Annotated in this window: 15 protein-coding genes and 1 pseudogene; 6 read left to right on the forward strand and 10 right to left on the reverse strand. The window is 65.3% G+C overall.

From position 1 onward, the window contains the following. Positions 1-21: 21 nt before the first annotated feature. On the forward strand, positions 22-3630 hold the full coding sequence (locus AU381_RS22165) for a hydantoinase B/oxoprolinase family protein (protein ID WP_064243871.1): 3609 nt from the start codon (positions 22-24) through the stop codon (positions 3628-3630). A gap of 168 nt (positions 3631-3798) precedes the next feature. Here the strand turns inward: AU381_RS22165 and AU381_RS22170 are convergent, their stop codons facing one another. Continuing rightward, entirely contained in the window at positions 3799-5343 is a 1545-nt protein-coding gene (locus AU381_RS22170; RefSeq protein WP_064243872.1) for a flavin-containing monooxygenase, read from the reverse strand. Positions 5344-5477: 134 nt separating this feature from the next. Between AU381_RS22170 and AU381_RS22175 the strand changes: the two genes are divergently transcribed. Next, positions 5478-5948 carry a hypothetical protein gene (locus AU381_RS22175; RefSeq protein ID WP_064243873.1) on the forward strand — a complete coding sequence of 157 codons (471 nt, stop codon included), beginning with the start codon at positions 5478-5480 and terminating at the stop codon, positions 5946-5948. Next, a complete protein-coding gene (locus tag AU381_RS22180) occupies positions 5945-7279 on the forward strand; it encodes a GAF domain-containing protein (protein WP_064243874.1) in 1335 nt (444 codons plus the stop codon). The genes AU381_RS22175 and AU381_RS22180 overlap by 4 nt, the downstream gene beginning before the upstream one ends. A 15-nt stretch (positions 7280-7294) precedes the next feature. Here AU381_RS22180 and AU381_RS31045 read toward each other — a convergent pair whose 3' ends face one another. Beyond that, entirely contained in the window at positions 7295-7420 is a 126-nt protein-coding gene (locus AU381_RS31045; protein ID WP_280137784.1) for a hypothetical protein, read from the reverse strand. Between the two features lie 93 nt (positions 7421-7513). On the opposite strand from AU381_RS31045, the gene AU381_RS22185 reads away from it, so the two are divergent. After that, on the forward strand, positions 7514-9265 hold the full coding sequence (locus AU381_RS22185) for an adenylate/guanylate cyclase domain-containing protein (RefSeq protein WP_244520107.1): 1752 nt from the start codon (positions 7514-7516) through the stop codon (positions 9263-9265). Positions 9266-9298: 33 nt separating this feature from the next. Here AU381_RS22185 and AU381_RS22190 read toward each other — a convergent pair whose 3' ends face one another. Beyond that, the gene (locus AU381_RS22190) at positions 9299-10348 is read right to left on the reverse strand and encodes a GlxA family transcriptional regulator (RefSeq protein ID WP_064243875.1); all 1050 of its coding nucleotides are present in this window, start codon (positions 10346-10348) and stop codon (positions 9299-9301) included. A gap of 158 nt (positions 10349-10506) precedes the next feature. On the opposite strand from AU381_RS22190, the gene AU381_RS22195 reads away from it, so the two are divergent. After that, positions 10507-11583 carry a class I SAM-dependent methyltransferase gene (locus AU381_RS22195; protein WP_064243876.1) on the forward strand — a complete coding sequence of 359 codons (1077 nt, stop codon included), beginning with the start codon at positions 10507-10509 and terminating at the stop codon, positions 11581-11583. Between the two features lie 72 nt (positions 11584-11655). On the opposite strand, the gene AU381_RS22200 is transcribed toward AU381_RS22195, so the two are convergent. The 7 genes and pseudogenes from AU381_RS22200 to AU381_RS22230 form a co-directional block, all read right to left on the reverse strand. Then, entirely contained in the window at positions 11656-12534 is an 879-nt protein-coding gene (locus AU381_RS22200; protein WP_064243877.1) for an MBL fold metallo-hydrolase, read from the reverse strand. Between the two features lie 278 nt (positions 12535-12812). Further along, positions 12813-13157, reverse strand: a pseudogene (locus AU381_RS22205) (cupin domain-containing protein). Between the two features lie 70 nt (positions 13158-13227). Further along, positions 13228-14139 (reverse strand): dihydrodipicolinate synthase family protein, encoded by a 912-nt coding sequence (locus AU381_RS22210; RefSeq protein WP_064243878.1) that lies wholly within the window; start codon positions 14137-14139, stop codon positions 13228-13230. Between the two features lie 47 nt (positions 14140-14186). Next, entirely contained in the window at positions 14187-15065 is an 879-nt protein-coding gene (locus tag AU381_RS22215; protein WP_064243879.1) for an SMP-30/gluconolactonase/LRE family protein, read from the reverse strand. Continuing rightward, entirely contained in the window at positions 15062-15892 is an 831-nt protein-coding gene (locus AU381_RS22220) for an NAD-dependent epimerase/dehydratase family protein (RefSeq protein WP_064243880.1), read from the reverse strand. The genes AU381_RS22215 and AU381_RS22220 overlap by 4 nt, the downstream gene beginning before the upstream one ends. A 51-nt stretch (positions 15893-15943) precedes the next feature. Next, complete coding sequence (locus AU381_RS22225; protein WP_064243881.1) at positions 15944-16708, reverse strand: FadR/GntR family transcriptional regulator; 765 nt, start codon at positions 16706-16708, stop codon at positions 15944-15946. Further along, positions 16708-17421: a ribonuclease activity regulator RraA gene (locus AU381_RS22230; RefSeq protein ID WP_064243882.1), complete on the reverse strand. Its 714-nt coding sequence runs from the start codon at positions 17419-17421 to the stop codon at positions 16708-16710. Before AU381_RS22230 ends, AU381_RS22225 begins: the two co-directional genes overlap by 1 nt. Before the next feature lie 185 nt (positions 17422-17606). Here AU381_RS22230 and AU381_RS22235 point away from each other — a divergent pair, with 185 nt between their 5' ends. Further along, positions 17607-19556, forward strand: a complete 1950-nt coding sequence (locus tag AU381_RS22235; RefSeq protein ID WP_064243883.1) for an ABC transporter substrate-binding protein — start codon at positions 17607-17609, stop codon at positions 19554-19556. Positions 19557-19646 lie beyond the last annotated feature (90 nt).

The raw sequence follows: 19646 nt of genomic DNA on the forward strand, positions 1-19646 counted from the left end.
CATTTGAGCGAGGAGAGACGGATGGCCGGCACTTGGGACTTCTGGGTGGACCGCGGCGGCACCTTCACCGACGTGATCGGCCGCGATCCCGAAGGCCGATTGCACGCCCTCAAGGTGCTTTCCGAGAATCCCGGCGCCTATCGGGACGCCGCCGTCCACGGCATCCGGCTGCATCTCGGCCTTGCCGCCGGCGAGCCGGTGCCGCCGGGGCTGATCGGCGAGGTCCGGATGGGTACCACTGTCGCCACCAATGCGCTGCTGGAGCGCAAGGGGGAGCGGCTGGCGCTCATCACGACGCGCGGCTTCCGCGATGGTCTGAGGATCGGCTACCAGGAGCGCAAGAAGATTTTCGCGACCGAAATCATCAAGCCGGAGGCGCTCTATTCGGACGTCGTCGAGCTCGACGAGCGGGTGCTTGCGGACGGGACGATCGAGCGACCGCTCGACGAAGAGGCGGCACGGCAGGCGCTCGAAGCTTTGAAGGCGAAAGGATACAGCGCGGTCGCGATCGTCTTCATGCACGCCTACCGGTATCCCGATCACGAGGCGGCCGTCGCCCGCGTCGCCCGCGCCATCGGCTTCGAGCAGGTCTCGGTCAGCCACGAGGTCTCGCCGCTCGTCAAATATGTCGGCCGCGGCGACACGACGGTCGTCGACGCCTATCTCTCGCCGGTGCTCGGCCGCTATGTGGCGCAGGTGTCGGAGGAGCTCGATGTTGCGCGATCCGGCGCCCGGCTGATGTTCATGATGTCGTCCGGCGGTCTGACGGCGGCGGACCTGTTCCAGGGCAAGGACGCGATCCTTTCCGGGCCGGCCGGCGGCGTCGTCGGTCTTGCGAGGACCGGCGAGGCGGCCGGCTTCGACCGGGTCATCGGCTTCGACATGGGCGGCACCTCGACCGACGTCGCCCATTTCGACGGCGAATACGAACGCGCCTTCGAGACGGAAGTCGCCGGCGTGCGCGTCCGGGCGCCGATGATGCTGATCCACACGGTCGCCGCCGGCGGCGGTTCGATCCTCCATTTCGACGGCGAACGCTTCCGCGTCGGGCCCGATTCGGCCGGTGCCAACCCAGGCCCGGCCTGCTACCGTAACGGCGGGCCGCTCGCCGTCACCGACGCCAATGTCATGGTCGGCAAGCTGATGCCGGAGCATTTTCCGGCGATCTTCGGGCCTGAGCAGAACCTGCCGCTAGACGTCGAAACGGTCCGGGCGCGTTTTGCCGCGCTCGCCGCCGAGATCGGCGACGGCCGCAGCGCGGAAGACGTCGCAGACGGCTTCATCCGGATCGCCGTCGCCAACATGGTCGAGGCGATCAAGAAAATTTCCGTGCAGCGCGGCTACGACGTGACGCGCTATGCGCTGAACTGCTTCGGCGGCGCCGGCGGCCAGCACGCCTGCCTCGTCGCCGACGCGCTCGGCATGAGGAGCATTCTCCTGCACCCGATGTCGGGGCTGCTCTCCGCCTACGGCATGGGTCTCGCCGATATCCGCGCGACGCGGCAGAAGGCGCTCGGCGTGGCGCTCGACGATGCCGCACCGCAAGCGCTCGCCAAACTCGGGGCGGAACTGCAGGTCGAATGCCTCGCGGAACTTGACGCCCAGGGGATTGGCCGTGACCGTATCCGCACGCATCTGCGCGCCCATATCCGCTACGCCGGTACGGATACGGTGCTCGCCGTCGCGGCGAGCTTCCCGGACCATGACGATGCGCCGCGCCTGCGCGCCGAATTCGAGACGCTGCACAGGCGCCGCTTCGGCTTCGTCGCCGAGAACAAGCCGCTGGTGATCGATGCCGTCGAGGTCGAGACGGTGGGCGGCGGGGCTGCGCAGATGGAGGCGGACGGTCTCCCGACCATCTCCGGGGAGGGGGCCGTTCGCCGGAAAACCCGCTTCTATTCGCAAGGCGAATTCCATGACGCGCCGGTGGCGCTGCGCTCGGAGATCAAGCCGGGGCAACGGCTGGCGGGACCGGCGATCATCGTCGAAGCGAACCAGACGATCATCGTCGAGGATGGCTGGCAGGCCGAGTTGACGGCCAGGGACCACATCGTGCTGAAGCGCATCAAGCCACTGCCCGAGCGCACGGCGGTCGGCACCAGGGCCGACCCGGTGATGCTGGAGATCTTCAACAACCTCTTCATGTCGATCGCCGAGCAGATGGGCGTGACGTTGCAGAACACCGCCTATTCGGTGAACATCAAGGAGCGCCTCGATTTCTCCTGCGCGGTCTTCGACAACAAAGGCAATCTCGTCGCCAACGCGCCGCATATGCCCGTGCATCTCGGCTCGATGGATGCGTCGGTCGCGACCGCGATCCGCGAGAACCCGGTGATCCATCCGGGCGACGTGTTCCTGATCAACGCGCCCTACAACGGCGGCACGCATCTGCCGGACCTGACGGTCTGCACGCCGGTCTTCGACGACGAGGGCCGCGCGATCCGCTTCTGGGTGGCAAGCCGTGGCCACCACGCCGATATCGGCGGCATTTCGCCCGGTTCGATGTCGCCGCTCGCCACCAATATCGAGGAGGAAGGCGTCTATATCGACAATTTCAAGCTGATCGACCGGGGCCGCTTCTCCGAGGAGGAGCTGGAGACGTTGCTCAACGGCGCGCGCTACCCGGTGCGCAACATCCTCCAGAACGTCAACGACCTGAAAGCCCAGGTTGCCGCCAACGAGAAGGGGGTGGCGGAACTGAAGAAGATGATCGCCCTGTTCGGCGAGGACGTCGTCGAGGCCTATATGGGCCACGTCCAGGACAATGCGGCCGAAAGCGTGCGCCGCGTGCTCGACCAGCTGAGCGACGGCGAGTTCTCCTACGAGATGGACCAGGGCTGCCGGATCGTCGCGAAGATTACGATCGATCGCGAGAGGCGCGAGGCGACGGTCGATTTCACCGGCACGTCGGCGCAGCGTTCGGACAACTTCAATGCGCCGGGGCCGGTGACCCGCGCGGCGGTGCTCTATGTCTTCCGGGTGCTGGTCGAGGCCGATATCCCGATGAATGCCGGCTGCCTCAGGCCGATCCGTATCGTCATCCCCGAAGGCACGATGCTTTCGCCGCGCTATCCGGCGGCCGTCGTCGCCGGCAATGTCGAGGTGAGCCAGGCGGTGACCAATTGCCTGTTCGGCGCTGTCGAGGCGCAGGCCGCAGCGCAGGGGACGATGAACAACCTGACCTTCGGCAACGCGAGCTACCAGTATTACGAGACGATCTGCTCCGGCGCGCCGGCCGGGCCAGGCTATAATGGCGCTGACGCGGTTCACACCCACATGACCAATTCGCGGCTCACCGATCCGGAAATCCTCGAGACGCGGTTCCCGGTGGTGCTCGAGGACTTCCATATCCGCAAGGGCTCGGGGGGGCGCGGCCAGTGGTCGGCGGGCGACGGCACCGAGCGGACGATCCGGGCGCGCGAGCGGCTGGACTTCGCCATCCTCTCCGGCCACCGGCGCATCCGCCCCTTCGGTTTGAAGGGCGGGGAGCCGGGCGAGCTCGGTCGCAATTCTGTTCGGCGCAACGACGGCCGGATCGAAGACCTGCCGGGCTCTGCTCACACCGTTCTCGAGGCCGGCGAGGCCTTCACTGTGGTGACACCGACCGGCGGGGGTTACGGGAAGGCGTAGGTGAGGGTCTCCGATTCTCCCCACGAGCGATCCGCACCAGGGCGAGGGGAAGCGGCGCCGCGAGTCGCCTTCTCCCCGTCAAAACGGGGAGAAGGTCGCGGCAGCGGGATGAGGGGCGGATTCGACCAGGACTCGCCGCCCTTTCTTCATTCTGCGCGGCCGGGCCGATCAGGCGGCGGTCCGTGCCGTGCGCGGGCCGATGAGGCGCCATAGCGCCTCCTCCTCCGGCGTGAAGCGGTCGTCCTCGATGGCGCCGAAGGCGGCCGCCGCGGCAAGCGTCTTCGCGGGGGCGTCCGCCTGGGCATCGGGGCCTCTCAAGCGGAACGAAACCGGCGACAGCGGTCCGAACAGCAGCGACCGCTCGAGCTCCGGCCATTGGTCGAGATCCGGTTCGATGCCGGCGTTGCGCGCGAAAATCAGCGCGGCGACATGCATCGGCAGGCTCGGCGGGCCGGAGCGCATCGCGCGGGCCTCTTCGACGCCCGCCCGCATCGCCTCGGGCGACGGCAGCGGCAGCCGGCCGGCGAGGCAATAGGCGATCCAGCGGGCCTGCAGTTCAAGGACCGGGAAATAGGGTCCGATCAGGTCATAAAGACCAAGGAAGGCAAGACCCGACAGGTCCGGATGGAAGGTGTGGTGGTGGAGGTCGAGACGGCTTCCGTCGTGGCCGATCGTCTCGGCAATCTCTTCGGAGAGCCAGGGCAGCGACAGGCGGTAGCCGGTGCCGAAGAGAAGCCCGTCCGCCTCGGCGGTCGAGCCGTCCGAGAAACGCACGGTACGTCCCTCGATGCGCTCGATCCAGGGGCGCGTGGTGATGCGCCCCTCCGCCACGGCGACAAGGAAATGCTGCGACTGGGAGATGCCGGCGGCGAAGATGTTTTCCGCCGCTGCCGGCGCGCCGAACTGGTCCGGCCTGCCGGCGGCCTTGACGACAGTAGACCTCATTCCGGCCGCAAGCTCTTCCGGCGGCAGGACCTCGCCGAGAAGGGCGGCGGCGCGGGTGAACATCACATGGTCGGTTGGCACGCCGGCAATCAACTTCGGCAGGATATAGCGCTGGCGGCGGTTGGTGGAAACGACCTCCCCGGCGCCGGAGAGCGCGAGGTCAGAGGCGATTTCGAGCGCGCTGATCGAGCAGCCGGCGACCACGACGTTTCGGCCGCGGTATCGCTCTGCGCCGGTGTATTGGGCGGTGTGCGAGATCCCGAGCGCACCGCCGAAGGACTTGAGGCCGGCGACGTCCGGCACGTGAGGAAGGTTGTGGCGGCCGGTCGCGACGACCACTTGCCGGAAGATCTCGGTCCGCGTCTCCTCTTCGGAGACCGAGCGGATCAACCACGCCCCTTCCGCCGCCCGCTCGAGCCGCTCCACCCGGGTGCCGAGGCGCAGATGCGGCAGCAGCCCGAAAGTGAAGGCATAGCGCTCCAGGTAATTCAGCATCTCCTCCTGCCGGACATAGGTGGGCGTGCCCGGAGCGTGGTCGAGATCGGAAAAGGCGGTCATGATGCGGCTTGTATTGGTTCGCATGCCCGGCCAGGTGGCGCTCGTGGCGGATGCGGAGTTCCACTGGCCGCCGAGGCGTGGAGCGGTCTCGAAGATTACCGGCACCAGGCCGTGGGCGCCGAGCCAGCGGCTTACGGCAAGGCCGCCGGGGCCGGCGCCGATCACGGCGACGGCGTTTTCGGGCATTTTCACTTTTCGATCGTCTTGCATAAACAGCCTCCTTTGCTGCCGTCTTTTCTAATCGTGTTGCGGGAGGTCGTTTCCTAAAACCTTCCTAAAGGGTGGCCTGGAACCCTAAAACCTGCCTAACTGCTGTATGGGTAAACCATGGGGGACGAATGCCGATGATTGAGGAAGACTTGGCCAGTTTCATCGAGAGCCCGGTGATGCAGATCGTCGGGACGGCCGACGAGGCGCTGAAGCCGGAAATCGGGCGCGGGGCGGGGGCCTGGGCGTCGGCCGACCGGCGCAGGGTTTTTCTGGTGCTGTCGGCCTGGCAATGGCCGGGAACCGTGGCCAATCTCAAGGCAAACGGCCGCGTTGCCGTCACCTTCGCGCGTCCAGCGGACTATGTTTCCTATCAGGTCAAGGGTGCGGCGACACTCCAATCCGCCGTAGCCGACGAGATCGATCGCTCCGCCCGCTACCTGGCCGAGATGGTCTCTACGCTGATGCGACTCGGCATTCCCGCGGAGGTCATTGCGCCGTGGCTGTCGAACCGCGATCCGTTCCTCGTCGGCATCGAAGTCTCCGACATCTTCCTGCAGACGCCCGGCGCGAAGGCCGGCACCAGACTTTGGAGCGCCACCGTTTGACGCTGAGCCTGTTTGATCTCGAAGCCTGCTTCGAAGGCGTCGTGCCCTCGATCATCGCGACCGCCGACGGCAACGGCGTTCCCAACATCTCCTATCTCTCGCACGTCGCCATGGTGGACAGCGAACACGTGGCGCTTTCGAACCAGTTCTTCGGCAAGACATCCGCCAATATCCGGATGAACCCTCAGGCGACGCTGATCGCCGTGGACGCCGGGACCGGCGTCCAGTTCCGCTTGGAGCTCACCTTCGCCTATTCGCTCGATGCCGGGCCGCTCTTCGAGCATCTGTCGCTGCAGCTCGATGCGACCAGCGCTCAGGTCGGCATGGCCGGGATCATGCGGCTGCGCGGCCTCGATGTCTTCCGCGTCCTCAAGATCGAATCCGTCAGAGCGACGATGGAGCCCGAACGAAAAGCATCGCCACAGCGCGACCGGTTGGCGGCCGCCGCCCGTGTCGTCGAGCTGATTGCAGCCGAAACCGACGCGGAAGGTATCGTCGATGCGACGCTGAACGGTCTCAAGACCTGGCTCGGCTTCGAACATGGACTCTTCCTCGAGCTTTACGACGAGCGACGACAGCTCGTCACGATCGGCAGTCTCGGCTACGCGGCCTCCGGTATCGGCTCGGAAGTCGAAATCGGCGACGGCGTCATTGGCGCGGCCGCCGCCAGCGGGAGCATCGTCAAGGTCAGCGACATGAGCCGCGTTCGGCGTTTCAACGCGGCGGTCCGCAATTCGTCAAGCGACGAGAACCGTACCCGGTCGATCGTCCTGCCGGGCATGCCGGACGCGATGAGCCAGATCGCAGTGCCGCTCGCCGTTGCCGGCAGACCCCGCGGCGCGCTGTTCTTCGAGAGCCGGGCGCGGCTTGCCTTCACGCGGGAGGACGAAACGGCGCTGTCGATCATCGCCCGACATGCGGCGCTGGCGCTGGCCTTCAGCGAGCGGACTTCCGAGGAGGCGGAGTCCGATCGTCGGGCACAGCCCGCGTCGACGGCTACCGACCGGGGCATTCACGTCGCCCATCACCGCTTCGACGACAGCGTCTTCATCGACGGCACCTATGTCATCAAGGGCGTTGCAGGACGTTTGCTTGCCTGGATGCTCGAGCAGCATCTGGCAAATGGACGCAGCGAGTTCACGAACCGGGAGATCCGCCTCGACGGCGGGCTGCGGCTGCCAGACTTCAAGGACAATCTCGAAACGCGCCTGCTGCTCCTGCGCCGCAGGCTAGAGGAAAAGAGCCTGCCCATACGCCTCCTGCGTCTTGGCCGGGGCCGGATTGCCCTTGAGGCGGAAGGCTGCGTACGGCTGAGCAGGGAAGGTATTTGAAGCGCTGCCTGGCTTTCAGAGCGTCCCGAGCACCGCGGAGGCTGGCAGGTCGGCAACCGCCCGTTCGGCCCGGTCGCAGAGCCTTTGCCAGCCGATCTCGTCCTTCAAGGCGAAGCCCGCGGGTGCGCGAGGCGACGTCAACGAGGAGATGCGCGCCGGAATGCCACTTGCAGCCTACACTTTCGTGGATTCTCGGCCGGCAATCCTCTACATTCTCCCTGGGAGGATACGGTTTTGGAACGCCGCCTCGCCGCCATCATGGCATCCGATGTCGTTGGCTACTCGCGTCTGATCCGGGCCGACGAGGAGGGCACGCTCGCGGCGCTGAAATCGCTTCGTACCCAGCTGATCGGCCCGAAGATCGCGGAGCATCACGGGCGTATCGTCAAGCTCATGGGCGACGGCTTGCTCGCGGAATTCCCGAGCGTGGTGGAGGCGGTGCGGGCCGCCTGCGAGATGCAGCAGGCGATCGCTGAACGCAATGCCGGTCTGCCGGAACGGCAGCGGGTCGAGTTCCGCGTCGGCATCAATCTGGGCGATGTGGCAATCGACGGCGACGACATCCATGGCGACGGCGTCAATGTCGCGGCCCGCCTCGAGGCACTAGCGGAGCCTGGCGGCATCTACATCTCCGCGGCCGTTCATGACCAGGTGCGCGATCGCCTCGAACTTAGGTTCGAGGATCTCGGAAGACAGCAGGTTAAGAATATCGATCGTCCGGTGCGCGTCTGGCGTTGGCTGCGCGGTGGCGTGGCGGCCATCGACAACGACGTTCGGCCGGCGAAATCGCTTCCGGACAGGCCATCGATCATAGTGCTCCCCTTCAACAACATGAGCCGCGATGCCGATCAGGAGTATTTCAGCGACGGAATCACTGAAGACATCATCACCGATCTCAGCAAGGTCTCCGGCCTGTTCGTCATCGCGCGCAATTCCGCTTTCGTCTACAAGGACAAGGCGTTCAACGTCCCTCAAGTATGCCGCGATCTCGGCGTCAGGTTCGCCCTCGAAGGCAGTATCCGCAAGGCAGGAAATCGCGTTCGGGTCACCGCCCAGCTGATCGACGGATCGAGCGGCGGCCACGTCTGGGCCGAGCGCTACGATCGGCAACTAACCGACATCTTCGAGGTCCAGGACGACATCACGCAGCAGATCGTGAGCGAATTAAAGGTCACGCTCAGCGAAGCGGAGAAATCGCGCAGCGCCGAAGCGGGGACGAGGGATGTCGGCGCCCATGATCTGTTCCTGCGCGGCCGGGAATTGCTTCGCGGGGTCAAGAAGGATCGCGAGATGTTCGAGGAAGCGACGGCCTGCTTCCGGCGGGCGCTCGCGCTCGACCCGAACTATGCCGCCCCTTATGCGGGTTTGGGCATGGCCTATACCCTCGATTACCAGAACCATTGGAGCGCCGCGCCCGAGACCTCGCTCGACGAGGCGGAGCGCTATGCCGAGGAGGCAATCGGCAAGGACGACCAGGATCCCTACAATCACTTCGTGGTTTGCCTCGTCGCCATGTTCCGGCGTAATTATCAGCGGTGGGCGCAAGAAGCCGATCGCGCGCTGGCGCTCAGTCCCAATTTCGCCTCCGCCCTGAACATTCTCGGGGTGCTGTCGATCTATACCGGGGAGCCGAAAAAGGGGATTCCCTATATCGAGAGGGCGATGCGCCTCGATCCGGCCGTGCAGCAGCAATATCTGCACTTCCTCGGCACCGCCTATTTCGTGGCCGGCGACTACGAAAAGGCGGCCGCCCTGTTCAGCGACAGGATCGAAGTCAATCCGACCACGGACCTGTCACGCGCCTTTCTCGCCGCCACATTGGGGCATCTCGGCAAACGTGACGAAGCCCACCGGATCTGGCGCGAGCTCATGGAGATCAATCCGAAATATTCGCCCGCGGAGCATGTTGCGCGCCTGCCGTTTCGGGATCCTTCCGACGCCGAGAAAATTACCGAAGGCCTGCGCAAGGCGGGTCTGGTGGAGTGATTGGCGTCGTTCGCGCTCACGAAGCCGGTGTGCTCAGCTGCCCCGGCGCGGCTGGGCGAATTCCGGTATCTTGAAGCGCCGGCGGTAGCTTCCCGGTGTCACGCCGGTGACGCGTTTGAAAAGGCGGCGGAAGAAGGCTGGTTCCTCATAGCCGACCTGCCAGCTGATCTCATCGACCGGGGCCTCCGTTCGCTCGAGCCGACGCTTCGCCTCCTCGATCCTCAGGCGCTGCACATAGGCGATCGGGCTCAGGCCCGTCGCGCCGGTGAACCTACGCTTGAAGGTGCGTTCTGCCAGTCCGGTCAAGCGGATCATTTCCTCCAGCGGGCTGGCGACCGAGAAATGCGTTGCGAGCCAATCCTGCGCGGCGCTTATCGTGAGGTCGCCGTGGTCCTTGCGTCCCTCGAAGGTGATGTAGGGCGCCAGCCCATCCTGGTGCCATTGCAGCGCGAAGAGCCGTGCGACGGCCTGGGCGGCGGTTGCGCCGGCATGACGGGCGATCAGGTAGAGGACCAGATCGTGCCAGGTCATCGAGGCGCCCGAACTGATCAGTTCCTCGCGCTTGCCGGAGACGACCAGCACCTGCTCGGGCCGGACAGGCACCTTCGGAAAGACCGACCGGAAGGCGCTTGCATAGCCGAAATGCACCGTCGCGTCGACGCCGTCGAAGAGCCCGGTTTCGGCGAGCAGGAAGATCCCCGAGCAGGCCGAGCACAAGAGCGCGCCGCGCCGGTGCATGGCCTGGAGCCACTCGACCAGCCCCGGGTGTCGGCCCGTCCGCCAGCCTTCCGGTCCGAGCAGGATCGACGGGACGATGACGATATCGGTCGCCTCAAGCGACGCGATGCTGCGCTGGACCACGATCGGCACATGGCTGGCGAGCTGCAGCGGACCCTGTTCCAATCCGACGATCTCGACCCGAAAGGGCGGCGGATCGAGCGGCGCAGGCCCGAGCGGCGCCATCACGGCAAAGGCATTCATCACGTCGAAGATGCCGGTCAGCGTGGAGACAACCGCCTCGGGAATGGCGACGAGGCTGACATGGACGGGGTCCGGATCGGTCTCGGCTCTCTGACGTGGCATATCGGATCCCCGGCGTGATTACGTCGACGTGTAAACAGGGCTCGTCGCATGGCCTAAACGGCCCGATTGTGGACTGTTCGGCTCTGCCGCTCAACCGCGATCGCTGCGATGTTCAGCCATGGCCGAAATATCTCGGCGCCCGTGGAGGAGAAACGAAGATGCAACAGACCCAAAGCAAGGGCGTGGACGCCGCGAAACTCGACGCCTTCGTGGCGCGCGCCATCGGAGACCTGTCGGCCGGATATGGCGGCGTGATGGTGAGCCTCGGCCACCGGCTCGGCCTCTACAAGGCGCTGGCGGAAGCCGGCCCGCTCACCTCGCGGGAGCTCGCGAGCCGCGCCGGCTGCGCCGAACGCTATGTGCGCGAGTGGCTGGGCTCCCAGGTCGCCGGCGGCTATGTCGGCTACCATGCGATCAGCGACACCTACGAGCTTGCGCCGGAACAGGCCCTGGTGCTTGCCGACGAGGACAGTCCTTACTTCATCCCGAACGCCTGGGCCGTTCCGGCGTCGATGTGGTCGGACGAGGAGAAGGCCGTGGAAGCCTTCCGCAGCGGCAGGGGCATTGCCTGGGGAGACCATGACGGGAGGCTCTTCTGTGGGGTCGCCGCCTTCTACCGCAATGCCTACAAGGCCAGTCTGGTTTCCGAATGGCTGCCGGCGCTCGACGGCGTCGTCGACAAGCTTCGGGCCGGCGCGCGCGTCGTGGATGTCGGCTGCGGTCACGGCCACTCGACCGTGCTGATGGCCGAGGCCTTCCCCGCCTCCGAGTTCCGCGGTTTCGACAGCCACCTGGGCTCCGTGGCGGAGGCATGGAAGGTCGCCGCATTGGCAGGCGTTGCCGAACGGACCAGCTTTGCGACCGCCCGGGCCGATAATTATCCGGGTGCGGGCTACGACCTCATCTGCTTCTTCGATTGCCTGCACGACATGGGCGACCCGGTCGCCGCGGCCGCGCATGCCGCGAAAGCGATCGCACCGGGGGGCAGCGTGATGCTGGTCGAGCCCTTCGCCCACGACCGGGTCGAGGACAACGTTTCGCCGGTGGCGCGGATCTATTATGCCGCCTCGACGACGATCTGCTGCGCCCACGCGATCTCCGACGGGGGCCGTCTGGTGCTCGGCGCCCAGGCCGGCGAAGCTCGCCTGGAGGAGGTGTTCCGCAAGGCCGGCTTCAGCCGCTTCCGGCGCGCCTTGGAAACGCCGTTCAACCTGATCCTGGAGGCGCGGCTTTAGGGCCGCGCGCCGGGCATCAAAACCGTGACCGGGGGCCTGGCGCCCGGCGCATGCCCGCTGCCTTGGACAAGTTCATATCGCAGACAGGGCGGCGATGTTCTTCCGATGCACCGCTTCATAGGGTTCGAAATACGAAACGGCTCCCGACGCCAGGTCCTGAGCGATGAAATCCTTCAGGGATGCGGTATCGGCTCGGGCCTGCTTCACCGCATCCATCAAATGCTCGAGGTAATGCCGGTTGGCATTGATCAGGCTTGCTTCATATCCGCCCGTCGCAATCCGGTCCGGATCGCCGTGGTTCGGCAGAATGTGATGGACGGGCCAGGTCGCCAGGCGCTCCAACTCGCGAATATGCTTCGCCGTGTTTTCCGCTTCCGAAACATAGGTGACCGTATCTTCGAGCGTATCGCCCGCCAGTAGAATCCTCTCGTCCGGCAGCCAGAGGACATTGCCGTCGGCGCTGTGGATGTCGAAGTGGTGAAGCTCGACACGGCGCTTTCCGACTTGAAGGTCCAAACGCGTTTCAAAGAGCCGGTTGGGCATGACCAGCGGGGCGATGGGCGGCACGCGAGCGGCGATCTGCTCACGATTGGCATGGAGCGCATCGGCGGTCAGATTCAGCGCGATGATTTCGCAATCGGCGAAGACCGCATTGCCGGCGATATGGTCGTTGTGCCAATGGCTGAGGACGACGCGGATGGACTTTGCGCCAAGCTCCTCCAGATGGCGCCTGACGGCTTGCGCATGGGCGAGCGAGATATGCGTATCGTAGACGAGCGCCTCGCCTGCATCAAAGATCGCATAGGAGGCGACGCCCAAGCCGTAGGCACCGTCGTCGAGCCAATTCGGCTCTGCACCATGAAGCCTCCGCCCCTCGACGCGGCCGTCGTAATAGGCAAACACGCCCGGATGGGGTTCAAAGGTTCTCAGCGTCGAGGTCATGTCTGTCATGCGGGACTCTTAGGCTAATCTGGCTTCACTCATTGCTGCGACGGTGGGACCTACAGGCTTCAGGAATTCTCGGAGCACCGGCGCATTGTCCCGGTGCTCTACCACACCTCTGTCCGGCATGCATATCAAGCTTCGCGGCCCGATGGCTTTCCTCTCAATCAGCGGATCCTCGACGGCCGGTCATGCCGCGCGGGCAGGCGAAACCGCCCGTGCGGGAGGGGAAAATGAAATCGACGACATCTTTGCCGTGGGTCGACGCAACCCGAAATCCCGGTGATCTAACGTCCGCTCACGAACTCGGCTCGAAAGGGGGTGAAGGAATCGATCAGCCGCCCGCGTTCGAGAGCCCTTACGCCATGGATCAGGTCGGGCGGGACGATGAAGCTGTCCCCCTATTCGAGGATCCCGGATTTTCCGTCGATTACCACCTCGAACCGGCCTTCCGCCACGTAGCTCGCCTGGACATGCGGGTGTGAATGGAGCTGTCCGACAGCGCCCTTTTCGAAGACGACCTCGACCATCATCATTTCCGGCACGTAGCTCATGACGCGTCGGGTTATGCCCGGTTCGGGGCTGGTCCAATCCGCCCCGACGGCCGATACGAAGAGACCGCTCGAACTCATCCTTGTCACCTCTTTTCAGGTCTTCGGCTTCTGTTGGACGGAGCTACACCCTGGCCTGGTGAACGCCGTCCTACGCCTCCGTTTTCGGTTCCCACGTCTTGAGGAGCCCGGCAAGGATGACGCGGTCTTCGGCATCGAGCTGCGGCAGCCCCGGCAGGCGCACGGCACCAACGGCGAGGCCGGTCATGCCCACGGCTTCCTTGACGACCGTCACATTGGCGCCGTTGCGGTATTTCGTGCGCATGCGCTCGAAGGGCTCGATGAGGGCGAGAACATCCCGTGCCGCCGCGAAGTCACCACTCTCCAGAGCCGCATGGACGCGGAGCGAGAGCTGAGGGGCGACATTGACAAGGCCGGAGGTGAAACCCCGTGCGCCAGCAGCGGTGAAAGCCGGAGCCCAGCTTTCCGCCAGACCGCAGACGAAGAGCGCTCCCTTCGGGTCGCTGGCGGCAATCGCGCGTGTCAGAAGCATGATATCGGTGGTGGCGAATTTGATACCCGCGATATTGGGGTGCCCGGCAAGCGTCACCATGTCGTCGAGGCCGAAGCCCTCGGCACGCACATAGGCAATCAGCGGCAGCGGCGATTCATCGGCGACTGCCCGGAAATAGCCGATCTGCGACTGGGGGGCCGCAAAAGGATCGACCGGCTGGTGCGACATGACCGCCGAAGCCCCCATGGTTTTCGCGGCCCTGGCCATGGCAACGGCTTCCCGCTGCGAACGGCCGACGGCGGCCGTGACCGGCGCCCTGCCGTCGACGCCGGCAACCGCCGCTTCATGCACGATCCGGATTTCGTCGGGGGTCAGCGCATAGAATTCGCCGGTGTTGCCGGCCGCTACGATGTTATGGATCCCGGCCTCGGCCACGCGCGCGTAGACCTTCGCGGTGATGCGGGGATCGACCTCGCCATCCGCGTCATAGGCCGTCACGGGGACGCCGGATACGCCGCGCAAGACCTTGCGCAAATCCTGAATGTTCATGTCCTTCCCTCTCTGGTTTTCCTTGTCGCCGGGCGGATCGACCCGGCTCACAATGCGAAGCGATGGACGGGCGTGCCTGCGACCGGCGCTTCGAAGGCGAGCAATGTTCCGGCCTGGAGCCGGCCGGAGCGGTCGCTCTCGAGGCTCGTGACATACAATGTCTTGAGATCCGGGCCGCCGAAGCAGGGCATGGTCGGCGCGCTCACCGGGAGCTTGTAGATCTCGATGATCTCCCCCTCGGGCGAAAGGCGGTTGAGGCAACCGGCGGAGACGCCGGCGCTCCAGTAAAAGCATTCGGCATCTGTCGCGCCACCGTCGGGCCTGCCCTCCTCGGAGGTGAAGTCGCGCAGTTTGAGCGCTTCGCCGATCGCGCCGGTGGCCGGATCGAAGTCGAAAGCCTGCAGGAACTGCCAAGTGCTGTCGGAATGGTACATGCGACGGCCGTCCGGGCTCCAGGCCAGGCCATTGGAGGTTTTCAGGCCGTCGGCGACGCAGGAAAATGTGCCGTCGGGCGAAACCCGGTAGAGCCGGGCATTGCCGGTTTGCGGCACCGCCTCGTCGCGCGTGCCCACCCAGAAATGTCCGTCCGGCCCGACCTTGCCGTCGTTCAGCCGGCTGTCGGGGCGGCCGCTGTCCGGGTCGCAAAGGAGCTTCAGCGAACCGGTTTTCGGATCGAGGATGTGGACGCCGCTCTGGAGCGCGACCGCCACGTCGCCGCTTTCGCAAAGGGCAAGGCAACCGATGGCGGCCGGCATGTCGTAACGATCGATGCGGCCACCGGACCGGAGGCACATCGCGGCCGGCGCAAGAATGTCGACGAACCAGAGATCGCCCGTCCCGTCATCCCATGTGGGCGACTCGCCGACCTTCATCGGGGTATCGATCAGACGGCGCGTCTCGGGGGTGATGATCGCCGGACCGCTCATCGTGGCGCCTCCGCTCGGACGGCCAGGCCGTCGCGATCGCGCAGACGAATTTTCCCGTCATGGTCGCCCTCGCAAAAGCCGCCGCCCTGAAAATAGGCGGCAATCGCTCCCTCGGTCGGGTTTTCAAGGCGCAGGTGGTCGCGCGGGTTGTCCTGCGGCCGATATCCAAGCCGCCAGGCTAGATCGTCCTTCCACCAGTTCGCATCGGTCCGGGAAACCCCGTAGACGACCGCCGCGGCGATGTCGGGATGGGTGAGTCCGATGCGTACGAGCTGCGCCAGATCGCGGGCACTGATCCAGATCGCCGCCGAGCGCTCGCTGTTCGGATAGGTGCCGGCATTGCCGATGCGGATCGACAGCGTGCGAATGCCCGCCGTGTCGTAATACAGGCCGGCGAGCAGTTCGCCGAAACATTTCGAGAGGCCGTAGCGGCTGTCCGGACGGGCGGGATCGAGCGGCGTGATGGTCTCGCTGCGTGGATAGAATCCGCTTGCATGGTTGCTGGAGGCGAAGACGATGCGTTGAACGCCATTGGCGCGCGCCGCCTCGTAGACGTTGAAGGTGCCAAGCGCGTTGGCGCGCAGGATCGCCTCGATATCGCTCTCCTGGGCAATGCCGCCGAGATGGATGACGCCATCCATGCCGGCGAGCGCTCCTTTCATCGCCTCCGCATCGGCGAGATCGGCCTCGACGAAGCTCTCGTTCGGCCGGAGCTCCTCGGCTCGCCTAACGTCGATCAGCCGCAGATGCTCGACTTCCGTGCAAAGGAATCCCCGGAGCAGCGTGGCTACGTGGCCGGCGCCGCCCGTCATCGCTATCCGTCTCAAGGTAAATGCTCCTCCCGGTTTACACCGCCCGCGTCCAACCCGTCCGCGCGGTCAGGTCCCTCCGTCCCTGGGTCCTTGCTCGCCGGGTCGCGGCGTCTCGGTCCCCACGCCCTGGAACATGCGCGCCCGCGCATTCAGGATATGCCGTTTCATGGCGTCATGCGCCTCGGTCTCGGCCCGAGCGAAAATCGCCTCGACGATCGCCGCGTGCTCGTCCTGGACCTCGCGCACATGCGCCGGGGTGCGCTTGAGGCTCAGGCTGCGGGTGACCGACATGCCGATCGCGAAATGCGGTCGGAACCATTCCCGGACAATGACGTGAAACTGGTTGCCGGTCGCGATCGCGATCGCTTCGTGCAGCGCCTGATCCTCGTCGGCGCCCAGTTCCCCGAGCACCAGGCATCGTTCCAGCGCCTCGAGGGCGGCGCTGATGCGCGCCTTGTCGGCGGGCTGCCAGTTGCGGGCGGCAAGCTCGGCCGCCTCCGCTTCGAGCCCGGCCCGGAATTCGAAGAAGCGCTGCACGTCCGCAAGCGATCCGACCGGAACCTGCTTCAGCACCGAGGAATCCGGACGCTGCCGCACATAGGAGCCCGACCCCTTCCGCGACACGATGAGATTGTCGGCGCGCAGCCGTTCCAGCGCCTCGCGCACGACCGGCCGGGATGCCCCGAGCATGAGAGCCAGGTTCTGTTCCGACGGCAGCCGCTCATTCACCGGGAAGCGTCCATCGGCGATCATGCCGACGATCTTCTCGTAGATGATGTCGCTGAAACGCGGTTCGCTTCTATCGGCCGCCAGGGCGTGCCCGGGATTCATCAGCGCCTCTTTTCCTGCCTCCAGCGGAGGAATTCCGCCTGCGCTTCAGGCCCCGGAGGATAGAGCCCGAATATGCCGCGGCCCTCCTTCACCCGCTCCTCGACGAAATCCTCGAAAACGGTCTGCTCGAATGCCTCGTTCGCGACCTCGTCGGCAATCGCCGATGGGATCACGACCACACCCTCGTCGTCGCCGACGATGACATCGCCCGGATAGACCGGCACGTCGCCGCAACCGATCGGCTGATTGATATCGAGCGCATGGTGGCGGATCAGGTTGGTGGGAGCGGACGGCGCCGAGTGATAGGCCGGGAAGGGGAGCTTGGCAATGTCCGGCGTGTCGCGGAAACCGCCGTCGGTCACCACCCCTGCGACGCCCCGCATCCACAGGCGGGTCACCAGAATTCCGCCGGCCGAAGCGGCACTTGCATCCTTGCGGCTGTCCATCACCAGCACGTGCCCTTCCGGGCACTCTTCAACGGCTCGCCGCTGCGGATGGCCACGGTCGTTGAAGGCGCCGACATGATCGAGATCCTCGCGCGCCGGGATGTAGCGCAGCGTAAAGGCCGGCCCGACCAGACGCGGCGCAGCGGGATTGATCTTGTGGATGCCGCGAATGAAGACATTCCGCAGGCCTCGTTTCATGAGCACCGTCGTCAGGGTCGCGGTCGATACCGTCTTGAGCTTCTCGCGGGTCGCCTCGGAAAACTGCATCTGTCCCTCCCGGCTGTCATTCCAATCGAGGTCAGGCTTACCCAAGATGTAAAAATCTGTCAATTCTTGTAATTATCTGAAAACGCGTTATCGTCACGCTGCTGGCCAGTGGAGGGGCCGGCTCCGGAATCCCGGCCTTAAGCGGCCGGCCTCCGGTGCGACTGATCCTAGGGAGGAGACATCAGATGCATGATGGACAGAAACCATCGCGCGGCGTGACGCGCCGAACCGTATTGGCAGGTCTGGGGGCGGCCGTGGCACTTTCCGCAGTCGCGCGCCGGGCAGCGGCCGCAACCGGGAAGGAGGCGCCGCAACTCGCAGCGCTTGTCAAGGACGGCAAGCTGCCGCCGCTTGCAGAGCGAATTCCTCCGAAGCCGATGGTGGTCAAGCCCTTCGAGAAGACCGGTGCCTATGGTGGCACCTTGCGCCGCGGCCTGCGCGGCTCGTCCGATCACAACGGCATTCTGCGCATGGTCGGCAACCAGGGCCTCGTGCGCTGGAACATGGACTTCACCGAAGTCCTTCCCAATCTCGCAGAGAGCTGGGAGGTCAGCGCCGACGGCACGCAGTTCACCTTCCACCTCATTCCCGGCGTGCGTTGGTCCGATGGGCACCCGTTTACGGCCGAAGACGTGGTCTTCGCGATCGAGGATTGCGTCAAGAACAGCGAGCTCTACAGCGCGACGCCCGCCCAGTTGACGGTGGCCGGCAAGCCGGTGGTGGTCGAGAAGATCGATGACCATACGGTGAAATTCACCTTCGCCGCGGCAAACGCGCTTTATCTGGAGAACCTCGCGACGCCGCTTGGCCAGCATCCGACGCTGTTCCCGAAACACTACTGCAGCAAGTTCCTGCCGAAGTACAATCCGAATCTCGAGGCGGACGTCAAGGCGGCGGGCGTGACCAGCTGGACGGAACTCTTCCGCGCCAAGTGCGGCGACATCGAAATTCCTTCGAGGTGGGGGAATGTGGACAAGCCGACGCTCGATCCCTGGGTCGTCAAGGAGCCCTATTCCGGCGGGGCGACCCGCGTCGTCATGACCCGCAATCCCTATTTCTGGCAGGTCGACACCGAGGGCAACCAGCTTCCCTATGTGGATGAAATCAACTTCGGCATCTCGCAGGACGTCGAGTCGCTGATGCTGAACGTCATCTCCGGCAAGATCGACATCCAGGAGCGCCATATCAGCGTCCTGGCGAACAAGCCGACGCTGTCGCAGAACATGGAGAAGGGCGACTACCGCCTGCTGACGCTGGTGCCCTCGGCGGCCCAGCAATGCCAGATCTATCTGAACATGACCCACAAGGATCCGGCGATGCGGAAGATGTTCGCCGACAAGTCCTTCCGTCAGGCGCTGTCGCTGGGGCTCAACCGGCAGGAGATCATCGACATCGTCTATTTCGGCCAGAGCGAGCTCTTTCAGACGGGGCCCCGGCCGGGCCACCCCTGGTATCACGAAAAGCTCGCCCGGCAGTTCACCGAGTTCGATCCGGACAAGGCGAACGCCATGCTGGACAAGGCGGGCTACGACAAGAAGGATGCCGACGGCATCCGCAAGCGCCCGGACGGCCAGCGCGTCTTCTTCGCGATCGACGTCATTCCGACGCTCTATCCCGACCTCGTCGACACGTTGGAACTGGTGAAGGCGCAATGGGCGCAGATCGGCATCGACGTCAAGGTCAACACGATCGAGCGCGCGCTCTACTACACGCGCGGCGACGACAACGCCCATGACGCGGCGGTCTGGCCGGGCTCCGGCGGGCTCGATCCGATGCTCGACCCGCGCGACTTCTTCGCCTTCCACCCGCAGGGTTCCCGCTACGCGATCCCGTGGACGCTCTGGTACACCTCGAACGGCGAGAAGGGCGAGGAACCGCCGGAAAGCCAGAAACAGCGCTTCAAGCTCTTCGACGAGGCCCGTTCGACCGCCGACCTCGCCAAGCGCGGCGAGATCATGAAGCAGCTGTTCGACATCACCGCCGAAGAGTTCGAGACCATCGGCGTGTGCCTGGCGGTCGGCGGCTTCGGCATCATCCGCAACAACCTGCGCAACGTGCCGGAGAAGCAGCCGGACAGCTGGAGCTGGCCGAACCCGGGACCCGCCCTGCCGCAGCAGTTCACCTTCACCAGCTGATCGTTTCGCGACGCCGCCGCTCGCGCGGCGGCGTCTCATCTCAAACCAGGGATGGGGGAGCCGGCCCCCGCCTGGACAGCCGCGAGACAT

The sequence above is a fragment of the Sinorhizobium glycinis genome (assembly GCF_001651865.1).
GTDB classification, from domain to species: Bacteria; Pseudomonadota; Alphaproteobacteria; order Rhizobiales; family Rhizobiaceae; genus Sinorhizobium; species Sinorhizobium glycinis.

Bases quoted from the DNA above. Each gene is read 5' to 3' on its own strand.
- AU381_RS22170 (WP_064243872.1), bottom strand. From the start codon at position 5,343: ATGCAAGACGATCGAAAAGTGAAAATGCCCGAAAACGCCGTCGCCGTG.
- AU381_RS22210 (WP_064243878.1), bottom strand. From the start codon at position 14,139: ATGAACATTCAGGATTTGCGCAAGGTCTTGCGCGGCGTATCCGGCGTC.
- AU381_RS22165 (WP_064243871.1), top strand. From the start codon at position 22: ATGGCCGGCACTTGGGACTTCTGGGTGGACCGCGGCGGCACCTTCACC.
- AU381_RS22195 (WP_064243876.1), top strand. From the start codon at position 10,507: ATGCAACAGACCCAAAGCAAGGGCGTGGACGCCGCGAAACTCGACGCC.
- AU381_RS22200 (WP_064243877.1), bottom strand. From the start codon at position 12,534: ATGACAGACATGACCTCGACGCTGAGAACCTTTGAACCCCATCCGGGC.
- AU381_RS22190 (WP_064243875.1), bottom strand. From the start codon at position 10,348: ATGCCACGTCAGAGAGCCGAGACCGATCCGGACCCCGTCCATGTCAGC.
- AU381_RS22175 (WP_064243873.1), top strand. From the start codon at position 5,478: ATGATTGAGGAAGACTTGGCCAGTTTCATCGAGAGCCCGGTGATGCAG.
- AU381_RS22235 (WP_064243883.1), top strand. From the start codon at position 17,607: ATGCATGATGGACAGAAACCATCGCGCGGCGTGACGCGCCGAACCGTA.
- AU381_RS22230 (WP_064243882.1), bottom strand. From the start codon at position 17,421: ATGCAGTTTTCCGAGGCGACCCGCGAGAAGCTCAAGACGGTATCGACC.
- AU381_RS22225 (WP_064243881.1), bottom strand. From the start codon at position 16,708: ATGAATCCCGGGCACGCCCTGGCGGCCGATAGAAGCGAACCGCGTTTC.
- AU381_RS22215 (WP_064243879.1), bottom strand. From the start codon at position 15,065: ATGAGCGGTCCGGCGATCATCACCCCCGAGACGCGCCGTCTGATCGAT.